Genomic DNA, 19,519 nt, shown 5'->3' on the forward strand with positions numbered 1-19,519 from the left:
AAACGGCAACGAATGTTGCCGTTTTTAATGTTTGCGCCCTCTTCCTGTGGGAGAGGGCCGGGGTGAGGGCAGCAGGCCGCAGTGTAGTAGGCCCATGCAAGCGCAGCGCCACCCGGCGAAGGTCACACCGTCAACGGATTACACTCTTCTCGTCTTAACATCTGACACAAGGCAATCAGCGGTAACCCCACCAGCGTGTTGGGATCGCGACCGTCCAGCTTGTCGAACAGCGCAATCCCCAATCCTTCACTTTTAAAGCTCCCCGCACAGTTCAGCGGACGTTCCCGACGCACATAATCCACAATCTCTTGCTCGCTGAGATGGCGGAAGTGTACGTCGAACGGTTCACACTCCGTTTGCAGATGACCGGTGGCGGAGTTATAGAGCGCCAGGCCCGTGTAAAAGGTCACGATAGTGCCTCGCGCGCGCAGAAGCTGCTGGCAGGCGTTCTCCTCCGTATGGGGCTTGCCGGTGATTTCGCCGTCCAGCACGCAAACCTGATCGGAGCCTATAATCAAATGCGAAGGATAGCGTGCGGCCAGCGACTGCGCTTTCTCTTTAGCAAGACGCGTTACCAGATGGCGCGGTGACTCGCCCGGCTGTGGCGTCTCATCAACCTCTGGCGCGGCGCATTCAAACGGGATCCCGAGCTTTTCCAGCAGCATTCGGCGGTAGGGAGACGTGGAAGCAAGGACGAGATTTGGCATATTTTTATCACCAGATATAGCGTATCGATGCCAGCCATTTTAAACTACAGGCCGCAATGTGTGCGAATAATTGGCAAAAGGCAGCTCTGGTTGCCTTTTTCTTTGACTCTATGACGTTACAAAGTTAATATGCGCGCCCTATGCAAAAGGTAAAATTACCCCTGACTCTTGATCCGGTTCGTACGGCTCAAAAACGCCTCGATTACGAAGGTATCTATACTTCCGATCAGGCTGAGCGTATTGCCGAATCCGTAGTCAGTGTGGACAGTGATGTAGAATGCTCCATGTCGTTCGCTATCGACAACCAGCGTCTCGCCGTTTTAACCGGTGATGCAAAGGTGACGGTAACGCTCGAGTGTCAGCGTTGCGGGAAACCGTTTGTACAGCATGTTCACACAACGTATTGTTTCAGTCCGGTTCGTTCTGACGAACAGGCTGAAGCACTCCCGGAAGCGTATGAGCCGATTGAGGTTAACGAATTCGGTGAAATCGATCTTCTGGCTCTGGTTGAAGATGAAATCATCCTCACCTTGCCAGTGGTTCCGGTGCATGATTCTGAACACTGTGAAGTGTCCGAGGCGGACATGGTCTTTGGGGAACTGCCTGATGAAGCGCAAAAACCAAACCCATTTGCCGTATTAGCCAGCTTAAAGCGTAAGTAATTGAGGAGTAAGGTCCATGGCCGTACAACAGAATAAACCAACCCGTTCCAAACGTGGCATGCGTCGTTCCCATGACGCGCTGACTGCAGTTACCAGCCTGTCTGTAGACAAGACTTCTGGTGAGAAACACCTGCGTCACCACATCACCGCTGACGGTTTCTACCGCGGCCGCAAGGTTATCACTAAGTAATCACGCGCAAGCGTGATTAGGCTTAGTGAGGATTTCCCCGTGCAAACGGGGAATTTACCGAACCAGGCTGCGACGATACCTTGACACGTCTAACCCTGGCGTTAGATGTCATGGGGGGAGATTTTGGCCCTTCCGTGACAGTGCCTGCAGCATTGCAGGCACTGAATTCTAATTCGCAACTCACACTTCTTTTAGTCGGCAATCCCGACGCAATCACGCCATTACTCGCAAAAGCTGACTTTGAACAACGTTCGCGTCTGCAGATTATTCCTGCGCAGTCAGTTATTGCCAGTGATGCCCGACCTTCGCAGGCTATTCGCAATAGTCGTGGCAGCTCTATGCGGGTAGCGCTGGAGCTGGTGAAAGAAGGGCGAGCTCAGGCTTGCGTCAGCGCGGGGAATACCGGCGCGCTGATGGGGCTGTCGAAATTACTGCTCAAACCTATAGAAGGTATTGAGCGTCCGGCGCTGGTGACGGTGTTACCGCATCAGCAGAAGGGCAAAACGGTAGTGCTCGATTTGGGCGCTAACGTCGATTGTGATAGTACTATGCTGGCTCAGTTTGCCGTGATGGGATCGGTGCTGGCAGAAGAAGTCGTCGGGATCAACACTCCCCGTGTTGCGTTACTGAACATTGGTGAAGAAGAGACCAAAGGCCTGGACAGCATTCGCGAAGCGGCTGAATTGCTCAAACAGGTTCCCTCCATCAACTATATTGGTTATCTCGAAGCCAATGAGTTGTTGACGGGGAAAACGGATGTTCTGGTGTGCGATGGCTTCACCGGAAACGTAACGTTGAAGACCATGGAAGGGGTCGTGCGCATGTTTCTTTCTCTGCTGAAATCTCAGGGAGAAGGCAAAAAAAGCGCCTGGTGGCTGATTTTATTGAAGCGTTGGTTACAAAAGAGCCTGACGCGGCGATTCAGTCACCTCAACCCCGACCAGTATAATGGCGCCTGTCTGTTAGGATTGCGCGGCATCGTGATTAAGAGTCATGGCGCCGCCAATCAGCGAGCATTTGCTGTCGCGATTGAACAGGCAGTGCAGGCGGTGCAGCGACAAGTCCCTCAGCGGATTGCCGCTCGCCTGGAATCTGTATTAGCTAAAAGTGACTGAGCGTACATGTATACGAAGATTTTAGGTACCGGCAGCTACCTGCCAAAACAGGTGCGTACCAACGCCGATCTGGAAAAAATGGTAGATACGTCTGACGAGTGGATTGTCACGCGCACAGGTATCCGTGAGCGTCGTATTGCCGCGCCAGACGAAACCGTGTCGACCATGGGTTACGAAGCCGCACAGCGTGCTATCGAAATGGCGGGCATTGATAAAGAACAGATTGGTTTGATCGTGGTCGCCACGACGTCTGCTACGCATGCTTTCCCAAGCGCGGCGTGCCAGGTGCAAAACATGCTCGGCATTAAAGGCTGTCCGGCGTTTGACGTCGCTGCCGCGTGCGCAGGTTTCACCTATGCGCTGAGCGTTGCCGATCAGTACGTGAAGTCCGGTGCTGTTAAATATGCGCTGGTGATCGGTGCTGACGTGCTGGCGCGCACCTGCGATCCAACCGATCGTGGAACGATCATTATTTTTGGTGATGGTGCGGGCGCGGTGCTGCTGGGGCAGTCCGAAGAGCCGGGTATCATCTCGACGCATCTGCATGCTGATGGCAGCTACGGCGAACTGTTGACCCTGCCTAACGCCGATCGCGTTAATCCGGACAACTCGATTTACCTGACGATGGCAGGGAACGAGGTGTTCAAGGTGGCGGTGACTGAGCTTGCGCACATCGTTGATGAAACGCTGGAAGCGAATAACCTTGAACGCTCCGCGCTCGACTGGCTGGTGCCGCATCAGGCGAACCTGCGTATCATCAGCGCGACCGCGAAAAAGCTGGGCATGTCGATGGATAACGTTGTGGTGACGCTGGATCGTCACGGCAACACCTCTGCGGCGTCGGTACCGTGCGCATTTGATGAAGCGGTACGCGATGGACGAATCAAACGGGGCCAGCTGGTCTTGCTTGAAGCCTTCGGTGGCGGGTTCACCTGGGGTTCCGCGCTGGTTCGTTTCTAGGATAAGGAATAAAAAATGACGCAATTTGCTTTTGTGTTCCCGGGCCAGGGCTCTCAAACCGTTGGGATGTTGTCTGAAATGGCAGCAACCTATCCGGTCATTGAAGAGACTTTCCGTGAAGCTTCTGATGCACTGGGTTATGATTTATGGGCGCTGACCCAGCAGGGGCCGGCCGAAGAGCTGAACAAAACCTGGCAGACCCAGCCCGCGCTGCTGACCGCGTCCGTTGCGCTGTGGCGTGTCTGGCAGCAGCAGGGCGGTAAAGCACCCGCGCTGCTCGCGGGTCACAGCCTGGGCGAATACTCTGCGCTGGTGTGTGCCGGTGTGATCGCGTTTGCTGACGCGGTACGTCTGGTGGAACTGCGCGGCAAATTCATGCAGGAAGCTGTGCCGGAAGGCACGGGCGGTATGTCTGCCATCATCGGTCTGGATGACGCTGCAATTGCAAAAGCATGTGAAGAATCTGCAGAAGGCCAGGTGGTCTCTCCGGTTAACTTCAACTCGCCGGGCCAGGTGGTTATTGCCGGCCATAAAGAAGCGGTTGAACGTGCAGGTGCGGCCTGTAAAGCGGCGGGTGCTAAACGTGCGCTGCCGCTGCCGGTCAGCGTGCCGTCTCACTGTGCGTTGATGAAGCCTGCCGCCGAGAAACTGGCGGTTGAGCTGGAAAAAATTACGTTTAACGCACCGACGATTTCCGTTGTGAACAACGTCGATGTGAAATGCGAAACCACGCCGGAAGCTATCCGCGACGCGCTGGTTCGCCAGCTCTACAGCCCGGTACAGTGGACCAAAACCGTTGAGTTTATGGCCTCTCAGGGCGTTGAGCATCTGTATGAAGTCGGCCCAGGTAAGGTCCTCACCGGTCTGACAAAACGTATTGTTGACACCCTGACAGCCTCGGCGATTAACGAGCCGGAAGCGATGTCAGCGGCACTCTCGCAATAAAAGAGGAATACCATGAGTTTTGAAGGAAAAATCGCCCTGGTCACTGGCGCAAGCCGCGGTATCGGGCGTGCAATTGCTGAAACACTGGTTGCGCGCGGCGCGAAGGTGATTGGAACAGCAACCAGCGAGAATGGCGCTCAGGCCATCAGCGAGTATCTGGGTGCAAACGGTAAAGGTCTGGTACTGAATGTGACTGAACCTGCATCTATCGAATCTGTTCTGGAAAATATTCGCGCAGAGTTTGGCGAAGTGGATATTCTGGTAAACAATGCCGGGATCACTCGCGATAACCTGTTAATGCGAATGAAAGACGACGAGTGGAACGATATCATCGAAACCAACCTGTCATCTGTATTCCGTCTGTCAAAAGCGGTAATGCGCGCTATGATGAAAAAGCGTCATGGTCGTATTATCACTGTCGGTTCTGTGGTTGGTACCATGGGAAATGCTGGTCAGGCTAACTACGCTGCGGCGAAAGCAGGTCTGATTGGTTTCAGTAAGTCGCTGGCACGTGAAGTTGCGTCCCGCGGTATTACGGTAAACGTTGTTGCTCCGGGCTTTATTGAAACGGACATGACGCGTGCGCTGACTGATGAGCAGCGTGCGGGTACGCTGGCGGCAGTTCCGGCGGGTCGTCTTGGCGACCCTAAAGAAATCGCCAGTGCGGTTGCATTTTTAGCCTCTGACGAAGCGGGTTACATCACTGGTGAGACCCTCCACGTCAACGGCGGGATGTATATGGTTTAACCACGATGAAAAATATTTGCGTTATTAGGGCGAATGGCCTCAAAATAACGTAAAATCGTGGTACGAACTGCCGGGATTTAGTTGCAAATTTTTCAACATTTTATACACTACGAAAACCATCGCGAAAGCGAGTTTTGATAGGAAATTTAAGAGTATGAGCACTATCGAAGAACGCGTTAAGAAAATTATCGGCGAACAGCTGGGCGTTAAGCAGGAAGAAGTTGTGAACTCCGCTTCCTTCGTTGAAGACCTGGGCGCAGATTCTCTTGACACCGTTGAGCTGGTAATGGCTCTGGAAGAAGAGTTTGATACTGAGATTCCGGACGAAGAAGCTGAGAAGATCACCACCGTTCAGGCTGCCATTGATTACATCAACGGTCACCAGGCGTAAGTGAACATCTCCAGGCGGTCATTCGACCGCCTGAGTTTTATCTTTTTTAGTCCCACGAATCTCTTTTTTTATCCCTCCCTGGAGGACAAACGTGTCTAAGCGTCGTGTAGTTGTGACCGGACTTGGCATGTTGTCTCCTGTCGGCAATACCGTAGAGTCCACCTGGAAAGCTCTCCTTGCCGGTCAGAGCGGCATCAGCCTAATCGACCATTTCGATACTAGCGCCTATGCAACGAAATTTGCTGGCTTAGTAAAGGATTTTAACTGTGAAGAGATCATCTCGCGCAAAGAACAGCGCAAGATGGATGCCTTCATTCAATATGGAATTGTCGCTGGCGTTCAGGCCATGCAGGATTCTGGCCTTGTGATTACGGAAGAGAACGCAACCCGTATCGGCGCCGCTATCGGCTCCGGGATTGGCGGTCTTGGCCTGATCGAGGAAAACCATACATCTCTGATGAATGGCGGCCCGCGTAAGATCAGCCCGTTCTTCGTTCCGTCCACGATTGTTAACATGGTGGCAGGTCACCTGACCATCATGTTTGGCCTGCGTGGGCCAAGCATTTCTATCGCCACCGCCTGTACGTCTGGCGTACATAACATCGGCCAGGCCGCGCGCATTATTGCGTACGGCGATGCAGATGCTATGGTTGCGGGCGGTGCTGAAAAAGCCAGTACCCCACTGGGTGTCGGCGGTTTTGGTGCGGCGCGTGCGCTGTCTACCCGTAATGATAACCCGCAGGCGGCGAGCCGTCCGTGGGATAAAGACCGTGACGGCTTCGTGCTGGGCGACGGGGCGGGCATGATCGTACTGGAAGAGTACGAACACGCGAAAAAACGCGGTGCGAAAATTTATGCTGAAATCGTTGGTTTCGGCATGAGCAGCGATGCTTACCACATGACGTCTCCTCCTGAGAACGGCGCGGGTGCTGCGCTGGCGATGGAAAACGCGATCCGTGATGCGGGTATTACCCCAGCACAAATTGGCTATGTGAACGCGCACGGCACCTCTACGCCAGCAGGCGATAAAGCTGAAGCTCAGGCGGTTAAGTCTATCTTCGGCGAATCTGCCAGCCGCGTAATGGTGAGCTCCACGAAATCCATGACCGGTCACCTGCTGGGTGCGGCGGGTGCAGTAGAGTCAATCTACTCCATCCTTGCGCTGCGCGATCAGGCTGTTCCACCAACCATCAACCTGGATAACCCGGATGAAGGTTGCGATCTGGACTTCGTTCCTCACGAAGCGCGTCAGGTTAGCGGTATGGAGTACACCCTGTGTAACTCTTTCGGCTTCGGCGGCACCAACGGTTCTCTGATCTTCAAAAAGATCTGATCCTGACGTCCCGATAGCTTTTAAAAAGGTCCGCTTGCCGGGCCTTTTTTATTAAGCCTAATCTTCTTGTCGGCTGCATGACATCCTGCCAGACTAAATGCCCACGCATAAGGAGCCACCATGTTTTTAATCAATGGCCTTGAGCAGGACACGCTGCCTGCCAGCGACAGGGCGATACAGTTCGGTGATGGTTGCTTTACGACGGCGCGCATTCTGGATGGCGATGTCTGCCTTCTGGAGGCGCACATTCGACGTCTGCAGTATGGCTGTGAAAAGTTAATGATCCCCTTTACGCACTGGGACACATTGCGCCAGGAAATGTGCCAGCTGGCAACCGGGAAGGACAACGGCGTGCTCAAGGTCATCATCAGCCGCGGCAGTGGTGGCCGGGGTTACAGCGCCGCATCGTGTATCAACCCAACGCGTATTCTCTCCGTTTCTGCTTATCCTGCGCATTATTCTCGCTGGCGAGAGGACGGCGTCACGCTGACGCTGAGCCCGGTTCGACTGGGACGGAACCCGATGCTGGCCGGGATTAAGCATCTCAATCGCCTCGAGCAGGTGCTCATTCGTACTCATCTTGAACAGACGGACGCCGATGAGGCGCTGGTTCTTGACAGCGAAGGGTTCATTACGGAATGCTGTGCGGCTAATTTACTCTGGCGGCAGGGGGGAGAGGTGTTCACTCCGTCGCTGGAACACGCTGGCGTAAATGGGTTAATGCGTCAGTTTTGTCTGCAACAGCTGGCACGCTCTGGCTATCGCGTTGTCGAAGTTAGCGCAGGAGAAGCCGCGCTACAGACTGCCGATGAAGTCATCATCTGCAATGCGCTGATGCCTGTTGTACCCGTCCGTGCGTATGGCCAACAACGCTGGTCTTCGCGCGAGCTGTTTCAGTTTTTAGCCCCGATATGTGAGCAAACCAGATAGTCATGAAAAAAATGTTGCGCTTTGTCCTTATCCTCATCGTTGCGCTGGGCGTCGCTGGCGGAGCTGGCGTATGGAAAGTTCGCCAGCTGGCTGACAGCAAGATCCTGGTTAAAGACGAAACGATCTTTACCCTGAAAGCGGGAACCGGCCGCCAGGCGCTTGGGGAACAGCTCTATGGCGACAAGATTATCAATCGTCCACGGGTATTCCAGTGGTTATTGCGCGTGGAGCCTGAGCTGTCACATTTCAAAGCCGGTACCTATCGCTTTACGCCGGGAATGACCGTCAGAGAGATGCTGCAGCTGCTGGAAAGCGGCAAGGAAGCCCAGTTCCCCCTGCGATTTGTGGAAGGGATGCGCCTGAGCGATTACCTCAAACAGCTGCGCGATGCGCCGTATATTAAGCATACCCTGAAGGATGACAGCTATCAGACGGTGGCCGACGTGCTCAAGTTTGAGCATCCTGAGTGGGTGGAAGGCTGGTTCTGGCCGGATACCTGGATGTATACCGCAGGCACGACTGATGTGGCGATTCTTAAGCGGGCGCACAAAAAAATGGTCGCCGCCGTGGATGCCGCCTGGGAAGGGCGAATGGACGGGCTGCCGTATAAAGATCAAAACCAGTTTGTCACCATGGCCTCAATTATCGAGAAAGAGACCGCCGTTGCCGCCGAGCGCGATCGAGTGGCGTCAGTATTTATCAACCGTCTGCGCATCGGCATGCGTCTGCAAACCGACCCTACCGTTATCTACGGCATGGGCGAGAGCTATGCCGGCAAGATCTCAAGAAAAGATCTGGAGACGCCAACGGCGTATAATACCTACGTGATTAGCGGATTACCGCCAGGTCCGATTGCCACGCCGAGCGAAGCGTCGCTTAAAGCCGCTGCGCATCCGGCAAAAACACCGTATCTCTATTTTGTGGCTGATGGAAAAGGGGGACACACCTTTAACACCAACCTTGCCAGCCACAATCGCTCTGTTCAGGACTATCTGAAGGCACTTAAGGAAAAAAATGCGCAGTAAATACATTGTCATTGAGGGACTCGAAGGAGCGGGTAAAACTACCGCCCGCAACGTGGTGGTGGATACGCTAAAAGCGCTTGGCGTGGCGGACATGGTATTTACCCGCGAGCCGGGCGGCACGCAGCTGGCTGAAAAGCTGCGCAGCCTGGTGCTGGATATTAAATCCGTCGGCGACGAAGTTATCACTGACAAAGCCGAAGTGCTGATGTTCTACGCGGCGCGCGTTCAGCTGGTTGAGACGGTTATCAAACCTGCCCTGGCCGGCGGCAAGTGGGTGATTGGTGACCGTCACGATCTGTCGACTCAGGCATATCAGGGCGGAGGACGCGGTATCGACCAGACCATGCTGGCCACGCTGCGTAATGCCGTACTGGGGGATTTTCGCCCCGACCTGACGCTCTATCTGGATGTGACTCCGGAAGTGGGCCTCAAGCGTGCCCGCGCGCGCGGTGAGCTGGACCGCATTGAACAAGAGTCGTTTGATTTCTTTAACCGCACCCGTGCGCGCTATCTTGAACTTGCCGCACAGGACAGCTCAATTTGTACCATCGATGCGACGCAGTCCCTGGACGACGTCACGCGTGACATTCAGCATACCATTACGCAGTGGGTGCAGGAGCAGCAGGCATGAAATGGTATCCATGGTTGCGCCCACACTTTGAACAGCTGATCGGCAGCTATCAGGCGGGTCGGGGGCATCATGCGTTACTGATTCAGGCATTGCCAGGGATGGGTGATGATGCGTTGATTTATGCCATCACCCGTTTTCTGATGTGTCAGCAGCCGGAAGGGCACAAGAGCTGTGGTAAATGCCGTGGCTGTCAGCTGATGCAGGCGGGCACGCATCCTGACTACTACACCCTCGAGCCTGAGAAGGGCAAAAGCGCGCTCGGTATTGATGCCGTGCGGGAAGTCAGTGAAAAATTGTACGAGCACGCGCGACTGGGCGGCGCTAAAGTGGTCTGGCTCAAAGACGCCACACAGCTTACCGAGGCGGCGGCTAACGCCCTGCTGAAAACCCTGGAAGAGCCGCCGGTTAAAACGTGGTTTTTCCTCTCGTGTCGTGACCCGGGACGATTACTGGCGACGCTGCGCAGCCGCTGTCGTCTTCATCACCTGGCGGTGCCCCAGGAATCGTGGGCGCTGAGCTGGCTTGAGCGCGAGGTGACAACGTCACCTGAGAGTGCGCTGACCGCCTTGCGCCTGAGCAGCGGCGCGCCCGCGGCGGCGCTGGCATTACTGCAGCCTGACGTATGGTCAGAGCGAGAAACGCTCTGCCGGGCTGTTGAAACGGCACTGAATAACCACGACTGGCTAAGCGTATTGCCTGCGCTTAACAGCGATCGGGCCGTTGAGCGTCTGCACTGGCTGGCCTCGTTGCTGCTGGATGCACTCAAAACTCAGCAAGGGGCAACGCTGCTGACCAACCCGGATGCGTGGTCGCTGGTGAATACGCTGGCGAACCGCCTCTCAGGGACGATTCTTCATGCGATGCTTCATGAAATTTGCCAGAGCCGAGAACAGCTTTTAACCGTGACGGGCCTTAATCGCGAGCTTTTACTGACCGACCAGTTACTGCGTATCGAACATTACCTGCAACCCGGCGTCACACCGCCGGTTTCCCATCTCTGAGAGAGACATTATGTTTTTAGTCGACTCACACTGCCATCTTGATGGCCTGGATTATCAATCCCTGCATAAAAACGTGGATGACGTGCTGGCAAAAGCCGCTGCCCGCGATGTGAAATTCTGTCTTGCGGTGGCAACCACGCTGCCGGGCTACCGCTCCATGCGTGAGCTGGTGGGCGTTCGCGATAACGTGGTGTTCTCCTGCGGCGTGCATCCGCTGAATCAGGACGAGGCGTACGACGTTGAGGATCTGCGCCAACTGGCAGCAGAAGAGGGCGTGGTGGCGATGGGGGAAACCGGGCTGGACTATTTTTACACGCCGGAAACCAAACCGCGTCAGCAGGAGTCCTTCCGCAACCATATTCGCATTGGCCGGGAGCTGAACAAGCCGGTTATCGTCCACACCCGCGACGCGCGTGCGGATACCCTGGCGATCCTCCGGGAAGAAAACGTGACGGATTGCGGTGGCGTACTACACTGTTTCACAGAAGACAGAGAAACGGCGGGTAAGCTGCTTGATTTGGGGTTTTATATCTCGTTTTCGGGGATCGTGACGTTCCGTAACGCTGAGCAGCTGCGTGATGCTGCACGTTATGTTCCGCTCGATCGTATTCTGGTGGAGACCGATTCTCCGTATCTCGCACCGGTACCGCATCGCGGTAAAGAGAACCAGCCCGCTATGACGAGAGATGTGGCTGAGTACATGGCCGTACTGAAGGGCGTCAGCATTGATGAGCTGGCCCGCGTGACGACGGAAAACTTCTCCACGCTGTTCCATATCGACCCCGCCCGCCTGCAATCTGTCTGATACACCTGTTTTTTTTAGGCTCGTAATTAATAAGTAAAGCGAGTAAAGTTCACCGCCTCATTTGGGGCGGTGAGGGTGTTTTTAGACACATCCGGACATGCTTTTTGTAAATAACTGAAAGTTTTTCGACCGCCTTAAGCTGAAACGTGATAGCCGTCAAACAAACTCAGAGGGAATTATTTTACTCTGTGTAATAAATAAAGGGCGCTTAGATGTCCTGTCCACGGCACGGTACTCCCCCCGGGCCAATGCGTGAAAGCGTAAAAAAGCACAAATACTCAGGAGCACTCTCAATTATGTTTAAGAATGCATTTGCTAACCTGCAAAAGGTCGGTAAATCGCTGATGCTGCCAGTATCCGTACTGCCTATTGCAGGTATCCTGCTGGGTGTCGGTTCTGCTAACTTCAGCTGGCTGCCAGCCGTAGTCTCCCACGTGATGGCCGAAGCAGGCGGTTCTGTCTTTGCTAACATGCCGCTGATCTTCGCGATCGGTGTGGCTCTGGGCTTCACCAATAACGACGGCGTTTCTGCGCTGGCTGCAGTGGTTGCCTACGGCATCATGGTGAAAACCATGGCTGTGGTTGCGCCGCTGGTTCTGCATTTACCGGCAGAAGAGATTGCCGCGAAACACCTGGCGGACACCGGTGTTCTGGGCGGTATCATCTCCGGTGCGATTGCAGCGTATATGTTCAACCGCTTCTATCGCATCAAGCTGCCTGAGTATCTGGGCTTCTTCGCGGGCAAGCGTTTCGTTCCGATCATCTCTGGTCTGGCAGCGATTTTCACTGGCGTGATCCTGTCCTTCATCTGGCCACCAATCGGCTCCGCTATCCAGACCTTCTCTCAGTGGGCTGCTTACCAGAACCCGGTTGTGGCGTTTGGTATCTACGGCTTCATCGAGCGTTGCCTGGTGCCATTCGGTCTGCACCACATCTGGAACGTTCCATTCCAGATGCAGATTGGTGAATTCACCAACGCAGCAGGCCAGGTATTCCACGGCGATATCCCACGTTACATGGCGGGTGACCCAACTGCAGGTAAACTGTCTGGTGGCTTCCTGTTCAAAATGTACGGTCTGCCTGCAGCGGCGATTGCTATCTGGCACTCTGCGAAGCCAGAGAACCGTGCAAAAGTGGGCGGTATCATGATCTCCGCAGCGCTGACCTCGTTCCTGACCGGTATCACCGAGCCGATCGAGTTCTCCTTCATGTTCGTTGCGCCGATCCTGTACGTTATCCACGCAATTCTGGCGGGCCTGGCGTTCCCAATCTGTATTCTGCTGGGTATGCGTGACGGTACGTCCTTCTCTCACGGCCTGATCGACTTCATCGTTCTGTCCGGTAACAGCAGCAAGCTGTGGCTGTTCCCAATTGTCGGTGCGTGCTACGCAGTTGTGTACTACACCATCTTCCGCGTGCTGATTAAAGCACTGGACCTGAAAACCCCAGGCCGTGAAGATGCGACAGAAGACAGCAAAGCTGGCGCGACCAGCGAAATGGCTCCTGCACTGGTTGCTGCGTTCGGTGGTAAAGAGAACATCACTAACCTGGACGCGTGCATCACTCGTCTGCGTGTGAGCGTTGCCGACGTCGCGAAAGTAGACCAGCCGGGTCTGAAAAAACTGGGCGCAGCGGGCGTAGTTGTTGCAGGTTCTGGTGTACAGGCAATCTTCGGTACCAAATCCGATAACCTGAAAACCGAAATGGATGAGTACATCCGCAGCAACTAAGTTGTGACCTGGGGAGACTAAGGCAGCCGAATGGCTGCCTTTTTTATTTGTGTCGTAAAAAACGCCACTGAGACGCGCAAGCGGTCACTCTTCACTCAGCTGATGAACATTCAGGAAAGAAATCGAGGGAGGAGGTTGAAAGGACAGGAGAAACTCGCTCATACTCTTGAATTGTGTCACACACCGATCCCGGGAGTGTGTTTACAGCGGACGCATTGCGCCAGATTAAACAAAAAAGGAAAAGGTCATGGCTGAAGAAACGATTTTCAGTAAAATTATCCGCCGCGAAATTCCGTCGGATATCGTCTATCAGGATGAACTGGTGACGGCTTTCCGGGACATTTCCCCTCAGGCCCCGACGCACATCCTTATCATTCCCAATATTCTGATTCCGACTGTAAACGACGTAAAAACCGAGCATGAAGTGGCGTTAGGTCGTATGCTGACGGTGGCCGCGAAAATCGCTGAACAGGAAGGGATTGCAGAAGACGGTTACCGTCTGATCATGAACTGCAATCGTCATGGTGGCCAGGAAGTGTATCATATTCACATGCATCTGCTGGGTGGACGTCCTCTGGGGCCGATGCTGGCACATAAAGGTCTTTGACATGCGTAAAGGGCGTATTGCAGCGCTGGTAGTGACGATGATGATTGTGGGGTGCAGCACGCGCCCGGCGATCCCCGTGAACGATGAACAGACGCTGGTCATGGAATCCTCCGTGCTTGCCGCGGGCATCACGGCGCAACAGCCCGCGCTGACCATCAGTGAAATCAACTCATCTGCCTCCTCTACGCTCTTTAATGAAAGACACGAACCCGTGACGGTCCACTACCGTTTTTTCTGGTATGACGTAAGAGGTCTCGAAATGCATCCGCTGGAGGCGCCGCGCAGCGTCACCATTCCGGCCAGGTCGTCGGTAACGCTCTATGGCAGCGCCAACTATCTGGGTGCGCATAAGGTGAGACTTTATCTTTATCTCTGAGGGGTGAACCTTGATTAAAAACTTGAGCCGCTATGCGCTCGTGACAGCTTTCGCGCTGTTCCTGGCAGGGTGTGTGACCCGAACTGAACAGCCTGCGCCTGTGGAAGAGGCGAAACCGGGCACAGAACAGCCAACGCAGCCAACGCAGCCGCAGCCAACCGTGCCGTCCGTACCGTCTATACCGGCGCAGCCAGGCCCGATTGAGCATCCGGACCAGACGTCGCAGCCTGCACCGCGCGTGCGCCACTACGACTGGAATGGGGCAATGCAGCCGATGGTCGGTAAAATGCTGCAGGCGCAGGGCGTGACGGCGGGCAGCGTATTGCTGGTCGACAGCGTCAACAACCGTACCAACGGTTCACTGAACGCGGGCGAAGCGACAGAAACCCTGCGCAATGCTCTGGCTAACAACGGCAAGTTTACGCTGGTCTCGGCTCAGCAGCTCGCGGTAGCCAAACAGCAGCTGGGCCTGTCGCCGCAGGATAGTCTCGGCACACGCAGCAAGGCGATCGGCATTGCCCGTAACGTTGGCGCACAGTATGTGCTTTACTCTAACGCCACCGGTAACGTGAATACCCCAGCCCTGCAGATGCAGCTGATGCTGGTTCAGACAGGCGAAATTATCTGGTCAGGTAAAGGTGCGGTTACGCAACAATGACAGCACGCGTGAAGAGATTCTGACGCGCTATTTTCCTCAGTACCGCCTTATCGCGCCGCAGGCCCACTCCGGGCTTGGCGGCGCGAGTTGCATTATAGCGCAGGGCGAACACCGTCTGGTCTTGCGGCAGAATCACGAGCCCTACGCGCCTGCCTCCCATTTTCGTCGTCAGTTTCATGCCCTGAGACGTCTTCCGTCAGATCTCGTGCCAGCCCCCCGTTTTTTCAGACAGGGCTGGATGGCCGTCGACTATCTGGACGGTGACGTTAAAAGCGAGCTGCCGGACACGCCGGCGCTCGCGGCGATGCTGTATCATCTGCACCGGCAGCCACGTCTGGGATGGCGAATCACGTTATACCCGCTGCTTGAACGCTACTGGCAGCAGGCCGAGCCTGACAGACGCACCCCAATGTGGCTGGCACATCTCAAGCGGCTGCGTAAAACGGGCGAGCCGCAGCCGATTCGGCTCGCGCCGCTGCACATGGATGTTCATGCCGGGAATATTGTTCATACGCCAGCGGGCATCAGGCTTATCGACTGGGAGTATGCCGGAGATGGCGATGTGGCGCTGGAGCTGGCGGCAGTCTGGACGGAGAGTGACGCCGCGCGGCAAATACTCATCAGGGACTACGCCCAGGTGGCACATATTGACCCCGAGGCGCTGAGGCGTCAGGTCAGATGCTGGCGACCCTGGGTCGTCATGTTAATGGCTGGCTGGTTTGAAATGCGCTATCGGCAGTCAAGAGACAAACACTTTATTGCGCTGGCAGACGATGCCTGGCGTCAGTTACAAACGAAAGGATAAGAGAGGTGGATGTGGGTCCAGTCATGTTGGATGTAGAAGGGTTTGAGCTGGATGCGGAGGAGCGTGAAATTCTGGCGCATCCGCTGGTGGGTGGCCTGATCCTGTTTACCCGCAACTATCACGATCCGGCGCAGCTGCGTGAGCTGGTGCGTCAGATCCGCGCCGCGTCGCGCAATCATCTGGTGGTCGCCGTCGATCAGGAAGGCGGCCGCGTGCAGCGTTTTCGCGAAGGGTTTACCCGCCTGCCGGCTGCCCAGTCTTTTGCCGCGCTGTTAGGCACGGAAGAGGGGGGGAAACTGGCGCAGGAGGCCGGCTGGCTGATGGCCAGCGAAATGATCGCCATGGATATCGACATCAGTTTTGCCCCGGTTCTGGACGTGGGGCATATCAGCGCCGCCATTGGCGAGCGTTCATACCATGAAGATCCGCGTATTGCGCTGGCCATGGCGACCCGGTTTATCGACGGTATGCGCGATGCCGGAATGAAAACCACCGGGAAACACTTCCCGGGTCACGGCGCGGTGACGGCGGACTCACACAAAGAGACCCCGCGCGATCCGCGCCCGGAAGCGGAAATTCGCGCCAAAGATATGTCGGTGTTCAGGTCGCTGATCACCGACAACAAGCTGGATGCCATTATGCCTGCGCACGTGATTTACAGCGACGTTGACCCGCGCCCTGCCAGCGGCTCTCCGCACTGGCTGAAAACCGTTCTGCGTCAGGAGCTGGGCTTCAATGGCGTGATCTTCTCTGACGACTTATCGATGGAAGGGGCGGCGATTATGGGCAGCTACGCTGAACGCGGTCAGGCGTCGCTGGATGCAGGTTGCGATATGATCCTGGTCTGCAATAATCGTAAAGGTGCCGTTAGCGTGCTGGATAACCTGTCGCCGATCAATGCAGAGCGTGTTACACAATTGTATCATAAAGGTTCATTTAGCCGTCAGGAGCTGATGGATTCGGCGCGCTGGAAGACGGTCAACGCCCGGCTTGAAGACCTGAATGAGCGCTGGCAGGCACATAAAGCCAGCCTGTAAACCCTCCCGGAAGGCGTAGCGTGGTGAGAAGACGATGATCATCTATTTACACGGTTTTGACTCAAACAGTCCTGGTAATCATGAGAAGGTGCTGCAGCTGCAGTTTATCGATCCGGATGTACGGTTGATCAGCTACAGCACGCGCCATCCGAAGCATGATATGCAGCATCTGCTCAAAGAGGTGGACAAGATGTTGCAGCTCAACGTCGACGATCGCCCTCTGATTTGCGGCGTGGGGCTGGGCGGCTACTGGGCGGAGCGGATTGGCTTCCTGTGCGACATTCGCCAGGTGGTGTTCAATCCTAACCTGTTCCCGAACGAGAACATGGAAGGCAAAATCGACCGCCCGGAAGAGTATGTCGATATTGCGACCAAGTGCGTCAGCAATTTTCGTGAGAAAAACCGCGACCGCTGCCTGGTGATCCTTTCACGTAATGATGAAGCGCTCAACAGCCATCGGGCAGCAGAACTGCTGCATCATTACTATGAGATCGTCTGGGACGAAGAACAGACCCACAAGTTCAAGAACATCTCCCCGCATCTGCAGCGTATCAAAGCGTTTAAAACGCTGGGTTAATCCCTTATCCGCAGGCATCAAAGCCCGGCCGCGAAAGCGTACCGGGCTTTCTTTTTGACCAGAATTGTCTACTTTTAAGCCATCAAAACTTGATGCATATCAATTTTGGTATGACCAATGCGCCTGACGTGGTATTCTCAATGCACCTGAATGGTTTCAGTGCTGTAACCTGTTGTTAATTAAGGGTTATTTTTATAACTTTTAATTAACAATTGGTTAATAATTTGAGGGGGTCACGTTGACTACGCCATTGAAAAAGATAGTTATTGTAGGCGGTGGTGCTGGCGGGCTGGAGCTGGCTACACAGCTGGGCAAGAAGCTGGGTCGCGGTAAAAAAGCCAAAATTACGCTGGTGGATCGTAACCACAGCCACCTGTGGAAACCGCTGCTGCACGAAGTGGCGACCGGTTCTCTGGACGAGGGCGTGGACGCGCTCAGCTACCTGGCGCACGCGCGCAACCACCATTTCCAGTTCCAGCTGGGCTCGGTGGTGGACATCAACCGTGAAAGCAAAACCATCACCCTGGCAGAACTGCGTGATGAAAAAGGGGAGCTGCTCGTTCCTGAGCGCAAGCTGCCGTACGACACGCTGGTCATGGCGCTGGGCAGTACCTCCAACGACTTCAACACGCCGGGCGTGAAAGAGCACTGTATCTTCCTCGATAACCCGCACCAGGCGCGTCGTTTCCATCAGGAAATGCTGAACCTGTTCCTGAAGTACACCAGCAATATGGGTGCGAACGGTAAGGTAAATATCGCCATTGTCGGCGGTGGTGCGACGGGCGTTGAGCTGTCTGCGGAGCTGCACAATGCAGTGAAACAGCTGCACAGCTACGGTTACAAAGGGTTAACTAACGAAGCGCTGAACGTCACACTGGTCGAAGCCGGTGAACGCATCCTGCCTGCGCTGCCTCCGCGTATTTCCGGTGCGGCGCACAATGAGCTCACCAAGCTGGGCGTGCGGGTGTTGACGCAGACCATGGTGACCAGCGCCGACGAAGGCGGCCTGCACACCAAAGACGGCGAGTATATCAAAGCGGATCTGATGGTCTGGGCGGCAGGTATCAAAGCGCCTGACTTTATGAAAGAGATCGGCGGTCTGGAAACGAACCGCATTAACCAGCTGGTCACCGAGCCAACGCTGCAAACCACGCGCGACCCTGACATCTTTGCTATCGGTGACTGTGCCTCCTGCGCGCGTCCTGAAGGTGGATTCGTGCCGCCGCGCGCGCAGGCCGCTCACCAGATGGCAAGCCTGGTGCTGCACAACATTCTGGCGCAGTACAAAGGCAAGCCAATGAAAGCCTATGTCTATAAAGACCATGGTTCACTGGTGTCGCTGTCAAACTTCTCTACCGTCGGCAGCCTGATGGGCAACCTGATGCGCGGCTCAATGATGGTAGAAGGGCGCATTGCCCGCTTCGTGTATATCTCCCTGTACCGCATGCACCAGATTGCGCTGCACGGCTACTTCAAAACCGGGCTGATGATGCTGGTGGGCAGAATCAACCGCGTGATCCGTCCGCGTCTGAAGCTGCACTAATCTTTCACTCCCTCCGGGTCCTCCGGAGGGAGTTTTTAGCATTTCATGCTGTAGATCACAGTTTGAGTGCTTAAGAGTTCTCCTAAATACAATATATCTCCTCTCAACGCCCCTTTTTTGATCCTTTATCTTATTGGCGAAGCGATGCCTCCATTGCAAAATTGTTACCAATAGCAACAAAGGAGGAAGTCCCGTGAATAAATCAATGTTGGCGGGTATAGGGATTGGCGTCGCGGCTGCGTTAGGTGTGGCTGCCGTTGCCAGTCTCAACGTATTAGATCGCGGCCCGCAGTATGCGCAGGTGGTTTCTGCTACACCGATTAAAGAAACGGTAAAAACGCCTCGTCAGGAGTGCCGTAACGTCTCCGTGACGCACCGTCGTCCGGTGCAGGATGAAAACCGTATTGCCGGTTCTGTTCTGGGCGCGGTAGCGGGGGGCGTGATTGGTCACCAGTTCGGCGGCGGCCGGGGTAAAGATGTGGCGACCGTGGTCGGCGCGCTGGGTGGCGGCTATGCCGGTAACCAGGTACAGGGCGCGATGCAGGATAATGATACCTACACCACGACTCAGCAACGCTGCAAAACCGTCTATGACAAGTCGGAAAAAATGCTGGGCTATGACGTGACGTACAAAATTGGCGATCAGCAGGGCAAAATCCGCATGGATAAAGACCCGGGCACGCAAATTCCACTGGATGGAAATGGCCAGCTGGTTCTGAATAACAAAGTGTAAAAAAGATGTTC

23 protein-coding genes are annotated in these 19,519 nt (G+C 55.0%); 22 read left to right on the top strand and 1 reads right to left on the bottom strand.

From position 1 onward, the window contains the following. Nucleotides 1–122: 122 nt before the first annotated feature. Nucleotides 123–707 (bottom strand): nucleoside triphosphate pyrophosphatase, encoded by a 585-nt coding sequence (locus GXP72_RS08690; protein ID WP_024909024.1) that lies wholly within the window; start codon nucleotides 705–707, stop codon nucleotides 123–125. A gap of 140 nt (nucleotides 708–847) precedes the next feature. Between GXP72_RS08690 and yceD the strand changes: the two genes are divergently transcribed. From yceD to GXP72_RS08800, 22 genes are all read left to right on the top strand, one after another. Next, on the top strand, nucleotides 848–1,369 hold the full coding sequence (gene yceD / locus GXP72_RS08695) for a 23S rRNA accumulation protein YceD (protein ID WP_014883375.1): 522 nt from the start codon (nucleotides 848–850) through the stop codon (nucleotides 1,367–1,369). Between the two features lie 16 nt (nucleotides 1,370–1,385). Further along, a complete protein-coding gene (rpmF, locus tag GXP72_RS08700; protein ID WP_003857964.1) occupies nucleotides 1,386–1,559 on the top strand; it encodes a 50S ribosomal protein L32 in 174 nt (57 codons plus the stop codon). Nucleotides 1,560–1,639: 80 nt separating this feature from the next. Further along, nucleotides 1,640–2,674, top strand: a complete 1,035-nt coding sequence (gene plsX, locus GXP72_RS08705; protein WP_024909025.1) for a phosphate acyltransferase PlsX — start codon at nucleotides 1,640–1,642, stop codon at nucleotides 2,672–2,674. A 6-nt stretch (nucleotides 2,675–2,680) separates the two neighbouring features. After that, nucleotides 2,681–3,634 (top strand): beta-ketoacyl-ACP synthase III, encoded by a 954-nt coding sequence (locus GXP72_RS08710; RefSeq protein ID WP_008500797.1) that lies wholly within the window; start codon nucleotides 2,681–2,683, stop codon nucleotides 3,632–3,634. 15 nt (nucleotides 3,635–3,649) lie between these two features. Continuing rightward, nucleotides 3,650–4,579: an ACP S-malonyltransferase gene (gene fabD / locus GXP72_RS08715; RefSeq protein ID WP_024909026.1), complete on the top strand. Its 930-nt coding sequence runs from the start codon at nucleotides 3,650–3,652 to the stop codon at nucleotides 4,577–4,579. A 12-nt stretch (nucleotides 4,580–4,591) separates the two neighbouring features. Then, nucleotides 4,592–5,326, top strand: a complete 735-nt coding sequence (fabG, locus tag GXP72_RS08720) for a 3-oxoacyl-ACP reductase FabG (protein ID WP_008500795.1) — start codon at nucleotides 4,592–4,594, stop codon at nucleotides 5,324–5,326. Nucleotides 5,327–5,480: 154 nt separating this feature from the next. Further along, nucleotides 5,481–5,717, top strand: coding sequence for an acyl carrier protein (acpP, locus tag GXP72_RS08725; protein WP_003857954.1), 237 nt, complete (start codon nucleotides 5,481–5,483; stop codon nucleotides 5,715–5,717). 91 nt (nucleotides 5,718–5,808) lie between these two features. Next, nucleotides 5,809–7,050 carry a beta-ketoacyl-ACP synthase II gene (gene fabF, locus GXP72_RS08730; RefSeq protein ID WP_024909028.1) on the top strand — a complete coding sequence of 414 codons (1,242 nt, stop codon included), beginning with the start codon at nucleotides 5,809–5,811 and terminating at the stop codon, nucleotides 7,048–7,050. A 120-nt stretch (nucleotides 7,051–7,170) separates the two neighbouring features. Next, nucleotides 7,171–7,980, top strand: coding sequence for an aminodeoxychorismate lyase (pabC, locus tag GXP72_RS08735; protein ID WP_090417357.1), 810 nt, complete (start codon nucleotides 7,171–7,173; stop codon nucleotides 7,978–7,980). Between the two features lie 2 nt (nucleotides 7,981–7,982). Next, the gene (gene yceG, locus GXP72_RS08740) at nucleotides 7,983–9,005 is read left to right on the top strand and encodes a cell division protein YceG (protein WP_032650855.1); all 1,023 of its coding nucleotides are present in this window, start codon (nucleotides 7,983–7,985) and stop codon (nucleotides 9,003–9,005) included. Next, a complete protein-coding gene (gene tmk, locus GXP72_RS08745) occupies nucleotides 8,995–9,636 on the top strand; it encodes a dTMP kinase (RefSeq protein WP_024909031.1) in 642 nt (213 codons plus the stop codon). Before yceG ends, tmk begins: the two co-directional genes overlap by 11 nt. Continuing rightward, nucleotides 9,633–10,637 carry a DNA polymerase III subunit delta' gene (gene holB, locus GXP72_RS08750; RefSeq protein ID WP_090417355.1) on the top strand — a complete coding sequence of 335 codons (1,005 nt, stop codon included), beginning with the start codon at nucleotides 9,633–9,635 and terminating at the stop codon, nucleotides 10,635–10,637. Before tmk ends, holB begins: the two co-directional genes overlap by 4 nt. Before the next feature lie 10 nt (nucleotides 10,638–10,647). Then, nucleotides 10,648–11,442, top strand: coding sequence for a metal-dependent hydrolase (locus tag GXP72_RS08755; RefSeq protein WP_032650858.1), 795 nt, complete (start codon nucleotides 10,648–10,650; stop codon nucleotides 11,440–11,442). Nucleotides 11,443–11,738: 296 nt separating this feature from the next. Continuing rightward, a complete protein-coding gene (gene ptsG / locus GXP72_RS08760; RefSeq protein WP_023311158.1) occupies nucleotides 11,739–13,172 on the top strand; it encodes a PTS glucose transporter subunit IIBC in 1,434 nt (477 codons plus the stop codon). A 247-nt stretch (nucleotides 13,173–13,419) separates the two neighbouring features. Next, nucleotides 13,420–13,779 carry a purine nucleoside phosphoramidase gene (gene hinT, locus GXP72_RS08765; protein ID WP_006809243.1) on the top strand — a complete coding sequence of 120 codons (360 nt, stop codon included), beginning with the start codon at nucleotides 13,420–13,422 and terminating at the stop codon, nucleotides 13,777–13,779. 1 nt (nucleotide 13,780) lies between these two features. After that, nucleotides 13,781–14,155, top strand: coding sequence for a YcfL family protein (locus GXP72_RS08770; RefSeq protein ID WP_024909034.1), 375 nt, complete (start codon nucleotides 13,781–13,783; stop codon nucleotides 14,153–14,155). Nucleotides 14,156–14,165: 10 nt separating this feature from the next. Further along, complete coding sequence (lpoB, locus tag GXP72_RS08775; RefSeq protein ID WP_024909035.1) at nucleotides 14,166–14,813, top strand: penicillin-binding protein activator LpoB; 648 nt, start codon at nucleotides 14,166–14,168, stop codon at nucleotides 14,811–14,813. After that, nucleotides 14,794–15,618 (top strand): thiamine kinase, encoded by an 825-nt coding sequence (thiK, locus tag GXP72_RS08780; RefSeq protein ID WP_208763758.1) that lies wholly within the window; start codon nucleotides 14,794–14,796, stop codon nucleotides 15,616–15,618. The genes lpoB and thiK overlap by 20 nt, the downstream gene beginning before the upstream one ends. A gap of 11 nt (nucleotides 15,619–15,629) precedes the next feature. Continuing rightward, complete coding sequence (nagZ, locus tag GXP72_RS08785; protein WP_208763906.1) at nucleotides 15,630–16,655, top strand: beta-N-acetylhexosaminidase; 1,026 nt, start codon at nucleotides 15,630–15,632, stop codon at nucleotides 16,653–16,655. 34 nt (nucleotides 16,656–16,689) lie between these two features. Then, nucleotides 16,690–17,232: an alpha/beta hydrolase YcfP gene (ycfP, locus tag GXP72_RS08790; protein ID WP_008500781.1), complete on the top strand. Its 543-nt coding sequence runs from the start codon at nucleotides 16,690–16,692 to the stop codon at nucleotides 17,230–17,232. Between the two features lie 238 nt (nucleotides 17,233–17,470). Then, nucleotides 17,471–18,775 (top strand): NAD(P)/FAD-dependent oxidoreductase, encoded by a 1,305-nt coding sequence (locus GXP72_RS08795; RefSeq protein ID WP_061715538.1) that lies wholly within the window; start codon nucleotides 17,471–17,473, stop codon nucleotides 18,773–18,775. Nucleotides 18,776–18,968: 193 nt separating this feature from the next. Continuing rightward, nucleotides 18,969–19,508 carry a glycine zipper 2TM domain-containing protein gene (locus GXP72_RS08800; RefSeq protein ID WP_008500779.1) on the top strand — a complete coding sequence of 180 codons (540 nt, stop codon included), beginning with the start codon at nucleotides 18,969–18,971 and terminating at the stop codon, nucleotides 19,506–19,508. Nucleotides 19,509–19,519: the final 11 nt, after the last annotated feature.

This window comes from Enterobacter sp. SES19 (genome assembly GCF_011765665.1).
In the GTDB taxonomy this organism is placed as follows: Bacteria; Pseudomonadota; Gammaproteobacteria; order Enterobacterales; family Enterobacteriaceae; genus Enterobacter; species Enterobacter pseudoroggenkampii.